Consider the following 13,533-nt stretch of genomic DNA (forward strand, 5'->3'; position numbering starts at 1 on the left):
ACGCCATAGTCGTTTGTTAGAACAATAGCGAGCGCGGACTAAACAGCTCTTTATGCCAGTCTAGTTCTGAATCTGCAATGTAAGCTTCAATACCGTATTTTGACATAATTTCATAAACAACATCTTTAAACCAAGGTGTAGCATTGGGAGCAAAGACAATTTCATCAATAAACTCAGTGCCAACAGGCAAAGTAATTCCAAAATTTCGATTTCTTTCGTATGGCTCAACAGCAGTTTTATCGATAACGCACAAACGAATTTCTTGCTCATGACGATACGCAGGGTGTTTATAGAAAAAATCATCAAGTTTGTAGTCGAACAAATGTAAACACTCACTTGAGGAAGCTCGAGCACAGCCCTTTTCATACAATGGCTTAGGATATTCAGAGAAGCTGAAATATGACACAAAGTTTAAACGACAAGGGTATGATTTGAATTTCTTCGAATGCTCAATGAGACTTTGCAGCTTCTTTGTTGTTGTTTTGATCATCAATGACTCGGCATTTGAACCATATAAGTTCCACATAGCCATAGACTCGCCCGTAGATTTATACCAACAACTGGTGTAAATCCATTCTTTAGCCCAATCATTTTCCATTTTTGGGGCAATTCCCTGCCCGTTAGAGTTGAACATAACAGATGCAAGTCCCTCTAATTCATCTTCAAATAGTGATGTTTTAGGGATAAACAGACCTTTGGTGATCAAACTAATAAATTGGGGTAACTGAATATACCTTGCGATTTCCATTAATATCCTACTTTTATACTTAAACTATGTTCTAACGCCAAATTAAGGTGTGAACAACGCTAACACCTTACCTAAAGCATTGTGCCATAAACATTAAACTGACTTGAAGTGAGAGTGCCGAGCGTTGTGAATCACTCTTAAATTTCTTGTTAGTTCTCTTCATTCACGTAAACCGTCATTTCATTAATTTGCTTAATTAACTCTTTAAACATGTCCTTTGTTATCATTAACTTGCCTTCAGATAACTCCCAGTTGAGAACCTTTATTTTTTTGTATTGATTAGTGATTTGAGACTTATTATGAACGATACAATTTCTTATATGTCTTAAGTCACCAATTAAATCACTTCGGATTGATTTGGCTGGTACTCCAATTTCTTTAGCAACCTCATGACGATAGTACTCATCCCATTCAGAGTATATAAACGTAATTGTGGATTTTATTAATTCATCAGTGAACTTACCATTTGAGCTAGCATATTCAATAAACTTACCAATTTGTATCTTTGAGTAAGGAAGCCCCTCATCAGGGTGGGTATCGCCAAAGAATATTCTCGCTTCTTTATTAGGTGCACTAATAAACTGCGACGCTTGGTTTTCTAAGCCTATAAAACAAAATGAACAAGATGTGTAATGCTCATGGCATCTGGCTATAAAACTTGTAATTGATCTTAATTCCATATTTCCTCCGTGAGAACTAACATTTTAATATTGTGCAAGCACGAATCCATCCGCTTAACATATCAAAAAGGTCACTCATAACCAACTGAATGCTATGCATTTAATATAAAAGTGGGTCTAAACAATAAGTGTGAAAACGTGCAAGCACATATTGCCGACTATGTAACGCTCGGCCTCATTCTTAACCACCCATAAATCTGCAGTATAATCAATAATTTAAAATAAGCCTCTCGTTAAATTCGTGCTCAATCAGAGTTAAAAACCACTCTTTTTTAAGTCATTAATTATTCAACAAGCAATAAACTGTCTGTATGTACAGATTTTGTGAGGGGAATATATGGCGAGTCAATTCATGCAGGCAATTTGCGAACATATGACGATGCGAGGCTATAGTCGCAAGACAATCAAAGCCTATTGTTACTGGATAAAATACTTCATTCATTTTCATAAGCTTAAACACCCTGAACAGATGCATGCCGCTGAAGTTGTCTCCTTTCTTTCTCATTTAGCTAATCAACAAAAAGTAGCCATCAATACTCAAAAGGTAGCTCTCAATGCTCTAGCCTATTTATACAATCAATTTATTAAGCAACTTCTAACGTCAGGCTCCGATATCAGAACGGTTCAAGAGCTACTGGGGCACAGTGATGTTAAGACAACTCAGATTTACACTCACGTTATTGGGCAACACTTTAGTGGCACGACTAGCCCGCTAGACGGCTTATAACGAAACTCCCTCATCGATAGTTGAACCTTGGCTTGATGGCTTCTGTCTGACAAGGTTGTCTGCTATGGTGGCGGCAGAACTTCAGCAATTGTTTAGATAGTATTGAATATGAAAACACTAACCATACTTGATGGCGGCATGGGCCGAGAACTCAAAGAAATTGGCGCGCCATTTTCTCAACCGCTTTGGAGTGCTCAAGCGCTGATTGAAGCACCCGAATTTGTTAGCCAAGCGCATCAAAACTTTGTCGATGCAGGTGCTGAAATCCTAATCACCAATAGCTACGCGTGTGTGCCTTTTCACTTGGGTGCAGAGCTGTTCGAACAACGAGGTTTTGAACTAGCCGCACTGTCTGGTGAGCTGGCTAAAGCAGTTGCTAACAATGCTTCTCACACCGTAAAAGTGGCGGGCGCGATTCCACCGCCATTTGGCAGCTACCGACCAGACTTGTTTAAGGTAGAAGAGGCAGCGCCAATCATTCAAACGCTTTACGATGCCCAGGATCCAAACATCGATCTTTGGATAGCGGAAACCATCTGCAGCCTGCAAGAGTTCGAATCCATTCATGCGGTTCTTAAGCAGTCAGATAAGCCGTGTTACTACGCATTCAGTTTGGAAGATACCAAGGGCGATTCTGCCAATATTCGTTCTGGCGAGAGCGTAACAGACGCCATCAAACTTGCCTGCCAATCAAACGCGACAGGCATTATGTTTAACTGTTCAGTGCCTGAAGTGATGGATCAAGCCATTATCGATGCCAAGAAAGTGAACGATGAGCTAGGCCGTGATTTAGAAATTGGTGTCTATGCCAATAACTTTACGCCTATCAGCAACGAACATGAAGCGAATGACATGTTTCAAGAAATGCGTGAACTGGATGGCCAAGGTTACTTAACTTACGCTAAACGCTGGCATGCACTGGGCGCGAATATTATCGGTGGCTGTTGTGGCATCGGGCCAAAACACATTCAAGCCCTAGCCGATTGGAAACACTCAATACAGAGCTAATCCTGAGCTTCAACTAGAATAAAATAAATAGAGAACAGGTTGAGAAATCTGTTCTCTATTTGTATGTGACGTCTCTGAGTACACTGATACAAAACAACGATTTGGAGTAACTGATGAGCGACACGCAACGAAAAATTAAATGGGGTATCGCAGGGCTAGGCAATATCGCCAATCGATTCGCAACCGCAGTCACAGAGCACTCTCTGCATGGTGAGCTTGATGCGGTTGCCGCCAGAGATCACTCACGCGCAGCCACGTTCGCCAACAAGTTTGCTTGCGACAAGGCTTATGGTTCTTATGAAGAGATGGCGAATGACCCAAGTGTTGAAGCGGTTTACATCGCTACGGTTCACCCATACCACCAGCCACTCACTGAGTTGTTTCTAAAGAATAAAAAACATGTATTGGTCGAGAAGCCGGCTTTTACCAACCTTGCTGACTGGCTTGAGATGAAAGCTCTCGCGAAGCAAAATGGCGTGATGCTGTTAGAAGCAATGAAAACCGTGGTGTTTCCCGCATATCGTGAGCTCCAATCATTCTTGGTCGATAACAACATTCAGATAGATTCAATCGAAGCCAGCTTTGGTAACCATCATGACTATGAGCCCGATTTGTTTATCTTCAATCCGGATTTGTCAGGCGGAGCAACACTCGATGTTGGGGTCTATGGGCTTTGGTTCTTTTACGATCTGTGCCGAACGCTGGGTGTAAACCCTTCAAAACCTCAGGTAGAGATGTCGTGTCTTTATGAGGGGGCAAATGTTGATACCGATGCGTGCGTTACATTCTCTGGTGATATGAACGGTAAGATATCGGCATCAACAGTGCAAAACCTTCCCCGAACAGCACACTTGAGTGGACCTGAAACCAAAATCACCATTCACGAAAAATGGTGGAATCCGGCCTTTATTGAGATTGAACATCAAGGCAAAAAGTCGACCATTAACTACCGAGTGATAGGGAATGGATTCGAGTTTGAAATCGACCATTTTTCAGATTTGGTGCTTCAAGGCAAAACTGAATCGAATATCCTGAGCTCAGAGATAACCTCTCGAGTTCTCGATACGATGGAAAACGCACTGATTGATTCTGGCTATTCACATTTAACTCAACCTCGTCGTTAGGAAAAGCAAATTGGGCAACCTTAAGCGTAAGCTTGAACTGTATGAAAAGATATTTCAGGCTTTTGGGCCTGGAGTATCACACTGTCAGGTCAACCAACTGGCCACACTGCTGCACGTGAGTGAACGTCACGTTCAGACCTTACTCAAAGCGATGACAGCACAAGGCTGGATTGAGTGGCAAGCTAGCTCAGGCCGCAGCAAGAAGGCACAACTCACGTGTCTGGTTGAACCCATTGAGGCGTGTTACCAATACGCACAAACCCAAGCTGACGCAGGCAACATAGAACAGGTGTTTAGCACCTTGAGCTTCAACGGCCGCAATGCTGGCACTGAGTTGCAAGCCTTTCTAAGCAATACCAATCCGTCGACGCAGAATATCGCGTACATCCCGTTTCACCGAGAACTCGAAGCGCTTCACCCTCAACGCGTGCTTAGACGCACCGAACGTTTCTTAGTTATGCAAGTTTGCCAACGCCTAACCTCCGTTAAGCACAGCAAACTCAGCGGCGATCTGGCTTATCATTGGCAGCCTAATCAAGATGCGACACAGTGGCACTTTCAGATTCGCAATGGTGTTCACTTTCATAACGGAAGAACACTCGAACCTCAAGACATAGCACGCAACCTTAACTCTCTCTGCCAAAGCAAAATATGGCGTCGCTGTTATCAGCATATTGATGAGGTCTCTGTCTCGGCAGGCAATGTGGTTGTCGTAAAGTTGAATCAACCTGATTGGCATTTACCGCGCCTACTTGCTAGGGCTGAAGCCTCCGTATTCGATCACTCATCACCGACTGATAGGCTGATTGGATCTGGCGCGTTCTCATTAGACATCTTCTCAAGCAAGATGTTGAGATTGAGCCGCAATAGCGCCTATTCACACAGCACGCCGATTCTGAATCGAGTCGAGTTGTGGGTCTATCAGGAATGGGCACAGAGCAAAGCCTGCGCTCAAAATCAGGTGTGCGTGAAACTGCCCGAGAAGACGACCACCGTGCGTGGGGATGACCATTCTTCCCAACCGGATTTCGGCTCAACCTTCTTTAAGATTCAAAGCCCTATGTTGTCTTCAACCGTTCGTGAGTTCACCGTTGAAGACACCTCTGAATGCCAAGCCCTTTTCGATCAGTTGTCAGTGTCTGGCGACCACAAAACCAGCGTGGAATATGGGCACTACCTAACTCACTACCTAACTACCAAAGACGTCGCGCTGTGCAGTATTATTGATGAGAACGACACCTTCACTTCGTGGTTAAGCTTTTTCACTCGCTTCCCGTTTGAGGAATTAACTTTACCTTCTGAGATGCTAGAGACAATCGAACAAGGCTTAGCCTCAATAACAAACCAACCAGACTTTGAGTTAGCGATGAATGCACTGTTGTCGCTCCGGCATTGGTTGCATGAATCTGGAGTTGTGGTTGAGCTCAAGCAAGAGGCGTTCAACTTAGAGGTTTCTGAAAAGATACACGGCGCACAAGTAAATGGTTTCGGTTGGTGCGAACTCGACAAGCTGTGGATTAGCCATTTGTAAGCGTATTTCGTAGCTGAATGTATTTCACAACCTAGCCCAACCAAGCTGCAACCAATCATTATGTTCAGTCACAGCGTAGGTCGAATAGGCTAAGGGTTAGCTCACTAGCGATAATTCAGACTCTTTATAGATACGGTTAGCCACTTTGTATGCAGCCGGAGACATCAGTGTCTCTTTGCATCTGCGCTTAAATTGCTCGACTTCAATCGTTTGTTCTTCCAGTAAATAGCACAGCTCACTCAAGTAGTTAGCTTCAAACACAGCTTGACCAAGTGGCGTGCATTCGTATCGGCTCGACTCTTGGTAGCCAATCGCGGTCAACACTGATTCTGGCAGTTCCCAGAACTTAGCAATGGTGTAAGTCAGGCGAATGGAGTAGCTGTTCATCAGGCGCTTCAATGCTAACGAGTTAGGTGGAACAGAAGGATCAACATGCTTGAAGGCTTCTACCATCATCTGGAAAATGATCATCTTGCCTAAGTTGCGAATTAACCCAACAAAATACGCCGCTGCTTGCTCTTCTTGAGATGAAGAGTCTTTCATCAACTCCTTAGAAAACGACGCGGTTTGAACACTGTGATTCCAAATTTTCTCACCGAAGTGACGCCAGTAAATATTGTTCCCCGGCGTGAAGTTCTTCATGTAGCTATTCACCACCCCTTCAACGAGCCCTTGAGAACCCATATTTAAGAATGCTGTTTTTAGGTCGGTAACCTGTTTTTCATTGCGTTTGTAAAAGGCGCTATTTGCCAGTTTAATCACATCGGCAGCCATACTCGGCTCGCGCTCAATCACTCTTAACAGAGTATCGACATCAAACTCATCGCTCTGTAATTCGCCCATTAACGTGGTCACAGAGGCTGGCATCACTGGAAGTTCATTAAGCAAGGCTTTTGGAGAGCGAATCAAGCGTTCGATTTGGCAAGCGACAAAATCACTAAATGGGTCTGACTCCGTTCGAAGGCGAGACTCTCCAAACAAATAATCAAGGAACTCACCATCGTGAAGGTTAAGCGTCTTATCGACGATTAATGATGATGGCTGAGCGGACGACGGCGGAACAAAGATTGAAGACTGAACAGAATCAGTAGCAACGGTTTGTTGTTGTTCTTGTTGGGCAGGCTCTGCAGAGGGTTTGTTTTTTGAATAAACAAAAGGTGAGAATAGTGCCTGCAATACCCTTTTAAACATCAATACGGCTCCTAGATGATTATCAAACAGTTCGGGATATATAACGGCGGTGATTATCGCACAGGCAACTCATAAACCATACAGTGATAAATGAATCATTAACCTTTCAGCTGTATAGGATCTGTTACCCAACAATTTGCTCAGCTCCTCGGTATTCACCAGGAACAAAAAGAGCGAGCAAATAAAGCTTGCTCACTCTTCCATCAATCTAAACCGTGAAGCTGACTAAAACTAGCGTTCTGCCACTTCCAACACGATCTTACCAACATGCTTTTTCTTTAAGAACTCATCTTGCGCTTTATGGATATCGGCTAGCGGATAAGACTCTGCAACGATGGCGCCAATCTGCTGTTTCTCGATACGATTAACCAAGTTTTGGAATACTTGCGGTTCTAAAACCGTGCAACCAAAAAAGCTGAGGTCTTTGAGATACAAAGTTCGCACATCAAGCTCAACCATTGCACCACCAATCGCACCAGACACAGCATAACGGCCATGCGGTTTTAGGACTTCAAGAAACTCTGGCCACTTGTCACCAGCAACTAAATCGATCACCACATTCACGCTGCTTTCGCCTAGCGCGTTAACCAAATCTGCATCACGGGCAATCACTTCATCAGCGCCAAGTTCAAGTAACTGTTGGTTCTTGCTTGGGCTAGTGATGGCAATAACATACGCGCCGCGAGCTTTTGCTAGCTGAATAGCCGCAGAGCCCACACCGCCCGATGCACCTGAGATAAGCACGCGATCACCTTCAGCCACGTTGGCACGAGTTAGCATGTTCTCTGCTGTTGAGTAAGAACATGGGAAAGACGCTAGCTCAACATCCGACATGGTGCTGTTCACCGCGTAAGCGTGCTTAGCTGCTACTTTGGTGTATTCAGCGAAACCACCATCGCATTCAGATCCGAAATACCATGGTTGTGGTAGATCTTGTCCATAAACCTCGGTCAAACAAGGCTCAATCAGAACACGCTCACCAATACGGTCAGCCGAAACTTCGTTACCAACGACTACGATAAAGCCACACACGTCAGCACCTTGGATGCGAGGGAACTTTAGCGCTTCACCCGACCAGCTGGCATCGTCTGAATCATCACTTTTCGCATACCAACCGATTCGTGTGTTGATGTCGGTGTTGTTCACGCCTGCTGCCATGACTTTGATCAGCACTTCATTAGGCTCAATTTTTGGAACAGCAATGTCTTCACGGTAGCCAAGCATTTCTGCCCCGCCGTGCCCTAGCATCTCTACGCCTTTCATTGTTTTCGGTAGTTCGAATTTCATCGTGTTTCCTCGAGTAATTTTGTCACCATATTCTGTGCTGATGCCACCGCTTCTTCGCCTAATACTGGCCACGCGCTTGATACGCCTTCATGAAGTAAAAACAGTGGTGTCGCGAGATCCTCTCGCAGGCTCTGCTTGCCTATTAGCAAACGGACTTGTTCTTTATGCTGTGTAACCGCTTGTCTGATAAACTCATTATCGGGAAACGCGGCCATCGCATTCATCGACATACACCCATGTGGCGCATACTCTTCTAACCATTGTTGGAGCTTGTTGAAGATATGAGTAACCGATGCGAGCCCCTTTTCAGGCGACGTTTCCAACAAGAAATCTAAGTAGCGTTGGTGTCGATATTCCAAGGCACCAACGATCATCGCTTCTTTTGAAGGGAAATGTTTATACAAGGTTCTTAGGCTTACATCGCACGCCGTTTTCAGCTGTGCAACGCTCGGCTCAGCAAAACCTTGCTGGCTAAATGCCACCTCTAAGCTTGCTGCAATCTGTTCTCTCAACATAGTGCTCTCTCAATACCCGACAAAGGGTAGAATGATTGTTCTACCTACAGAGTAGAACAATCATTCTACCCCTGTCAATATCCAAATTTACAAACCAAGAAATGATAAATTCCGCGCCAAACAGGACACGGAATTTATCAATACAGATGAGAGACTTAGCGTTTAAGCTGGAGTCGACTGCGTATCGTCACCAGAACAGATAACGCGCCACAAAGTACCAACACTACACCTAGATCTTGGAGCATTCCCGCTAAAGCGAGCCCTGAGCCGATCAAGGTGTAATACATCAAACCAAACAGTGCGCCTGCACTTCCTGCTTGAGATTGGTAACGTACCAACGCTCGGCTCAATACATTGGGAATCGCAATGCCAAACGCCATAACCACCAACATCATTGGAAGCAAGAACCAGATCGTGTGTTGTGAAAAATACACACCCACCGCACCTAATGTTTGAAGCCCTGCTGCGATACCAATCAGAGACATTGAAGACACTTGTCTCTTCAACAATGTCTTGTTCACCAAGCTTCCCAACAGAGTCCCGAACCCAAGCACAATGCCGCTGTAGCCAAACTGCTCAACGCTAAATCCAAGTTGAATGAAGGCAAATGAACCCAATTGATAATAGGAAAATAGCGCAATATTGAACGACGCAACCAGCAACGCAGACATCCATATATCGCTATCTTTGATCATGTGAATACTGAGTGACTTTAACTGCAATGGCTGCTTAGATTGTTGCGTTTCAGGCAATGACCATAGGCTATGTGCCAACAACGCTAACACCATAATAAACAAGGAAATAAACACATATTGATGCCCGCCCGCTTGGCTTAGTTGACCGCTAAGAAGCAGCCCGATGATTGGACTAATCGACAGCCCCATCCCCATGTAACCAAACACCTTGACCTTAAAAAACGCCATTTGCATTTTGCCGCCGACTAAAGCCGTGCGGATCCCGCCTTATACCAAACATCGCGCGCAGATGACCAATGTGGTTGCTTATCGGTCGCTCTATTTTGATAGCAGTATTTACACCTGCCCAGAAGCGATTGAAATTGTGGAAGTGAATGAGCTTTTAAAAGCCCTGATCAATAAGATGGCTTTCTGGGATTGGGACGTTGCCCGCGAGCAAACCACCAATACCGCCAACCTATTCTGGGAAGAGTTTTACAGTGCTAACCAACACTCGTTTATCTTGCCACTACCGACAGATCGCCGCTTTAAAAGCTTTTGCAAACAAGTCCGAACCGCTTACTTTCTTGCCCCAGCCCTCTCGACATTAGCGAACTCGGTTGGCGCAAGCACCAAAACGATTACTCGATTATTCAAAGCCGAAACAGGCATGACTTACCAAGAGTGGCGACAGCAATGGCGCTTGTTTAAAGCGATTGAACTGCTCTCAGAAAACCGACAAGTCGTTGATGTGGCTCATCTGCTAGAGTTCTCATCCAACAGTGCGTTTATCGCTTTTTTCAAACAGCAAACTGGACAAACCCCGTTGGCCTTTACCAAGTTAGGGGCGTGATTGTTGTTATCCAAACTCTGAAGTTTTACTGAGCTCAGATACAAAAAACCAGAACATGAGTTCTGGTTTTTTAATGCCGATTCAACTAATCAATCAACACCAACGAATCGAGAATCCCTTTTCCACTGTGGATTCCACCTTCATTTTCGCTGGCGGGTTTGCTGCGGATTAAGTAACCCGCGTAGCCGTCTAGCTCTGTTACTGGTTCACCTTTGAAGTAAACGGTGAACAAACCCACTTCGCTGACTAAGTCTGTCACGAGCGTTTGGTGAGTGTCACGCACTGCAATGGTCGGCACGTCACGTTCATGCGGGTACAAGCGCTGCATCAATGCCCACGCGTCGTACTCTTCTGGTTTAAGCTGGCTCAGTTGTTCGCTGATGTCGTCACCAAAGACACAATGACCACCGCCCTCACCTTGGTTTTTCAGCACCCATTCTTGCTTATCAGCTTGTGTGTTAAACCATTCAATTGCTTCATTGGTGATAGGCTTCATATCAGCCAGAACACTCTTGACCAGTTCGGCTTCTTCTCGCGTTAAACCCCAGCGGGCGTATTCTGCTGCTGACATCATGGTCAGCAGCATTTGCATGGTTTTGCTGGTCGCTAATTGCTGGCTGATAGTCGCGTTCATTGCGACATGGTGTTGCTCCATAAACAAGCGAGTCTGACTTAACGTATGGCAACACACCGATTCATTTAGCTCTGGAGCCCAATAATCTGAATACTGGTAGCCAGCTCTTAGATACACCACATCGACAGCTCCGACATCTTTCAATAGCAGGCGTTGATTATCGCCCGATGAAAGCTGACAGCTCAACTGTTCAAAAGTACGACGCACTGTGCATAATTGCCCACTCACAAGCATCTTCAATAACTTGTTGCGGAATCGATGGCATTGAATTCATTTAGATATCTCATTCTTGGCGGGCATTTGGCACCCGTAATAAGACAATGCTCATTCTAAAAAGACGAAATAAATTTTAAAAAAGTTATTTCGCCGTTTTTATCATCGTAGCTCGCGGTTTACAGCTAGGGTTCTTGGGTCTTATTGACTATAAGGTCGCGAAGCCATTTGTGGCTTGGTTCAGAGTCAAAGTAACGATGCCAAAGCAGAAACAAACCACCGGGAACCAACTCAATGGGAATCGGCTTCATCACCAGTTCGCCACTCTCAATATAGTCACGAACCGAGTTGTACGGATAACACATCAGCAAATCGCTTTGTTTGCACAGCTTTACTGCACTGGTGATGTCCGACACGTTGGCGGCTTTGTTAATTTGAAGCTGTTTGGCTTGCAAGATTTCCAGTAGCAACCAGTCGCCAACGCCACCGGTCACCAACTGAATATGACGGTATTTAAGGAAGGCTTGCAGATTCCACTCTTCTTGAAGTACTGGGTGATCATTTCGCATCAAGCACACAGAGTAATCTTGCAGCAACTCGACGTGGTTTAGCTCGGCAGGGATATTTTGAATGTGGGTGCTAGCCCTTTCATCGAGCTCAAAAATTCCAATCCCGAAATCCACTTCACGCTTTAATAATCGCTTGAAGCTATCGCTGCTCCACGTTGAACTGTTAACGGTAATGTGAGGCGCATCCGCGAGCGCAGTCGGCATAAAGTGCGGATAAATCGCCGTGTAGGCGGTTTCGACAAGGTCTATAGTGAAGGTACGCTCACTGTCTTTAGGGTCGAAAACTTCGGGAACGGTCAGCTTTTCGATTTGCAGAAGGATTTGATGAATTTTAGGCGCTAAAGAGGTGGCTTTCGGTGTTGGAAACAGGCCTTTTGACTCACGTTCAAACAAAGGGTCGTCAAACAAAGAACGCAGCTTAGTGAGTTGTTTACTCACCGCAGACTGACTAAGGAACAATCGCTCTGCCGTTTTGCTCACGCTGCGCTCTTCAAGCAACACGTGTAAACACAGCAGTAAATTCATATCACATTTGAGTAAGCTTTTAACATCTACCATGATATTCCTTAGATTCAGATTAATGATGACTTTATGTCACTTTAAATCATATCACAAACTTGTTAATTTAAGCCCATGTAACCTATGAGTTAATAACTCAAAAAATAATAGACCTAAGGAATACTCATGAACTTTCTAGCACTCCCTAAGATTGATCTGCACTGCCACCTAGACGGAAGTGTTCGTCCAGACACCATTATTGATCTGGCGAAACAGTACGGAATCGAACTTCCAGAAGACCGTGAAGCGGTAGTAAAGTCTCTAACAGTGCCTGAAGATTGCAAAAACCTTGATGAGTACCTAGCTTGCTTTAGCCTGCCACTGCAAGTGATGCAAACGGAAGAAGCGATTGAGCGTATCTCTTTTGAGCTTTACGAAGACGCAGCACTAGAAAACGTTAAGTACCTAGAAGTTCGTTTTGCACCGATTCTTCACGTAAACAAGGGCTTGTCTCTTGATGCAATCATCGCAAGTGCGGTTAAAGGCATGAAGCGTGCAGAAGAGAAATACGACATTAAGGGCAACTACATCATGTCTGTACTTCGTATGTTCCCGAAAGACTCAATCAAAGATGTAATCGACGCTGGTAAACCATACCTTGGTAAAGGCGTGGTTGCGTTTGATATTGCAGGCGGTGAAAAGCCGGGCTTCTGCGCTGAATTCCCTGAGTACACGCAATACGCTATTGAACAAGGCTACCGTGTGACGGTTCACGCAGGTGAGCAATGGCATGGTCAGAACGTTTACGATGCAGTCACACTGCTTGACGCTGAGCGTATCGGCCACGGTGTCCACATCCAAGGTAACGAAGACGCGTACAACATCGTTAAAGAGAAGCAGGTTGCGCTTGAAACTTGCCCAACAAGTAACGTGCAAACTAAATGTATTCACAAATTCAGCGACCACCCAATTGCTGAATTCAAGAAAGACGGCATCGTTGTAACGATCAACACAGACAACCGCACTGTGTCGAACACAACCATGACTAACGAAGTGAAGCGTGTATGTGAAACGTTCGGTCTAACACAAGAAGACTACGCAGAGATCTACAAGTACTCTGTAGAGAGCGCTTTTGCTTCAGACGAAGTGAAACAGCACCTAATGGGTTTCGTTGAGCAAATCTAATTTGAGCAATCTTGATTGCTAAGTAGAAAAACAGGAAGAGAAAGGCTTAGGCTTTTCTCTTTTTTTATGTCCAATTGGCTTTGTTTCCTAAATCAG

11 protein-coding genes and 3 pseudogenes are annotated in these 13,533 nt (G+C 44.7%); 6 read left to right on the forward strand and 8 right to left on the reverse strand.

Translation table 11 applies throughout. From position 1 onward, the window contains the following. Positions 1-16: 16 nt before the first annotated feature. On the reverse strand, positions 17-748 hold the full coding sequence (locus AB4263_RS22805) for a DUF2971 domain-containing protein (RefSeq protein WP_372098940.1): 732 nt from the start codon (positions 746-748) through the stop codon (positions 17-19). A gap of 149 nt (positions 749-897) precedes the next feature. After that, positions 898-1,428, reverse strand: a complete 531-nt coding sequence (locus tag AB4263_RS22810) for a hypothetical protein (RefSeq protein ID WP_061899355.1) — start codon at positions 1,426-1,428, stop codon at positions 898-900. 337 nt (positions 1,429-1,765) lie between these two features. On the opposite strand from AB4263_RS22810, the gene AB4263_RS22815 reads away from it, so the two are divergent. From AB4263_RS22815 to AB4263_RS22830, 4 genes are all read left to right on the forward strand, one after another. Next, a complete protein-coding gene (locus AB4263_RS22815; protein WP_372098941.1) occupies positions 1,766-2,155 on the forward strand; it encodes a phage integrase N-terminal SAM-like domain-containing protein in 390 nt (129 codons plus the stop codon). A 108-nt stretch (positions 2,156-2,263) separates the two neighbouring features. Continuing rightward, on the forward strand, positions 2,264-3,163 hold the full coding sequence (locus AB4263_RS22820; protein ID WP_372098942.1) for a homocysteine S-methyltransferase family protein: 900 nt from the start codon (positions 2,264-2,266) through the stop codon (positions 3,161-3,163). Positions 3,164-3,276: 113 nt separating this feature from the next. Next, on the forward strand, positions 3,277-4,287 hold the full coding sequence (locus AB4263_RS22825) for a Gfo/Idh/MocA family protein (RefSeq protein WP_372098943.1): 1,011 nt from the start codon (positions 3,277-3,279) through the stop codon (positions 4,285-4,287). 10 nt (positions 4,288-4,297) lie between these two features. Next, positions 4,298-5,818, forward strand: a complete 1,521-nt coding sequence (locus AB4263_RS22830; RefSeq protein ID WP_102321237.1) for an SgrR family transcriptional regulator — start codon at positions 4,298-4,300, stop codon at positions 5,816-5,818. Positions 5,819-5,914: 96 nt separating this feature from the next. On the opposite strand, the gene AB4263_RS22835 is transcribed toward AB4263_RS22830, so the two are convergent. The 4 genes and pseudogenes from AB4263_RS22835 to AB4263_RS22850 form a co-directional block, all read right to left on the reverse strand. Continuing rightward, complete coding sequence (locus AB4263_RS22835) at positions 5,915-7,009, reverse strand: HDOD domain-containing protein (protein ID WP_372098944.1); 1,095 nt, start codon at positions 7,007-7,009, stop codon at positions 5,915-5,917. Positions 7,010-7,240: 231 nt separating this feature from the next. Continuing rightward, positions 7,241-8,296, reverse strand: a complete 1,056-nt coding sequence (locus AB4263_RS22840) for an alcohol dehydrogenase family protein (protein ID WP_372098945.1) — start codon at positions 8,294-8,296, stop codon at positions 7,241-7,243. Continuing rightward, on the reverse strand, positions 8,293-8,811 hold the full coding sequence (locus AB4263_RS22845) for a TetR/AcrR family transcriptional regulator (protein WP_017067068.1): 519 nt from the start codon (positions 8,809-8,811) through the stop codon (positions 8,293-8,295). The genes AB4263_RS22840 and AB4263_RS22845 overlap by 4 nt, the downstream gene beginning before the upstream one ends. Positions 8,812-8,966: 155 nt before the next feature. Continuing rightward, positions 8,967-9,716, reverse strand: a pseudogene (locus AB4263_RS22850) (MFS transporter); the annotation flags it as partial. On the opposite strand from AB4263_RS22850, the pseudogene AB4263_RS22855 reads away from it, so the two are divergent. Further along, positions 9,712-10,338, forward strand: a pseudogene (locus AB4263_RS22855) (AraC family transcriptional regulator); the annotation flags it as partial. The pseudogenes AB4263_RS22850 and AB4263_RS22855 overlap by 5 nt on opposite strands. Positions 10,339-10,423: 85 nt before the next feature. Here the strand turns inward: AB4263_RS22855 and AB4263_RS22860 are convergent. Together AB4263_RS22860 and AB4263_RS22865 are read right to left on the reverse strand one after the other, a co-directional pair. Next, a pseudogene (locus AB4263_RS22860) lies at positions 10,424-11,182 on the reverse strand (glutathione synthase); the annotation flags it as partial. Between the two features lie 188 nt (positions 11,183-11,370). After that, positions 11,371-12,312, reverse strand: a complete 942-nt coding sequence (locus AB4263_RS22865) for a LysR family transcriptional regulator (RefSeq protein ID WP_372098946.1) — start codon at positions 12,310-12,312, stop codon at positions 11,371-11,373. Positions 12,313-12,438: 126 nt separating this feature from the next. Between AB4263_RS22865 and add the strand changes: the two genes are divergently transcribed. Then, positions 12,439-13,437: an adenosine deaminase gene (gene add, locus AB4263_RS22870; protein WP_017061091.1), complete on the forward strand. Its 999-nt coding sequence runs from the start codon at positions 12,439-12,441 to the stop codon at positions 13,435-13,437. Positions 13,438-13,533 lie beyond the last annotated feature (96 nt).

Origin of the sequence: Vibrio sp. 10N.261.55.C5, from assembly GCF_041470505.1 — a bacterium.
GTDB classification, from domain to species: Bacteria; Pseudomonadota; Gammaproteobacteria; order Enterobacterales; family Vibrionaceae; genus Vibrio; species Vibrio crassostreae_C.

Excerpts from the sequence above, each read along its gene's own strand:
- AB4263_RS22805 (WP_372098940.1), bottom strand. The coding sequence starts at position 748 with ATGGAAATCGCAAGGTATATTCAGTTACCCCAATTTATTAGTTTGATC.
- AB4263_RS22810 (WP_061899355.1), bottom strand. The coding sequence starts at position 1,428 with ATGGAATTAAGATCAATTACAAGTTTTATAGCCAGATGCCATGAGCAT.
- AB4263_RS22815 (WP_372098941.1), top strand. The coding sequence starts at position 1,766 with ATGGCGAGTCAATTCATGCAGGCAATTTGCGAACATATGACGATGCGA.
- AB4263_RS22820 (WP_372098942.1), top strand. The coding sequence starts at position 2,264 with ATGAAAACACTAACCATACTTGATGGCGGCATGGGCCGAGAACTCAAA.
- AB4263_RS22825 (WP_372098943.1), top strand. The coding sequence starts at position 3,277 with ATGAGCGACACGCAACGAAAAATTAAATGGGGTATCGCAGGGCTAGGC.
- AB4263_RS22835 (WP_372098944.1), bottom strand. The coding sequence starts at position 7,009 with ATGTTTAAAAGGGTATTGCAGGCACTATTCTCACCTTTTGTTTATTCA.
- AB4263_RS22840 (WP_372098945.1), bottom strand. The coding sequence starts at position 8,296 with ATGAAATTCGAACTACCGAAAACAATGAAAGGCGTAGAGATGCTAGGG.
- AB4263_RS22845 (WP_017067068.1), bottom strand. The coding sequence starts at position 8,811 with ATGTTGAGAGAACAGATTGCAGCAAGCTTAGAGGTGGCATTTAGCCAG.
- AB4263_RS22865 (WP_372098946.1), bottom strand. The coding sequence starts at position 12,312 with ATGGTAGATGTTAAAAGCTTACTCAAATGTGATATGAATTTACTGCTG.
- add (WP_017061091.1), top strand. The coding sequence starts at position 12,439 with ATGAACTTTCTAGCACTCCCTAAGATTGATCTGCACTGCCACCTAGAC.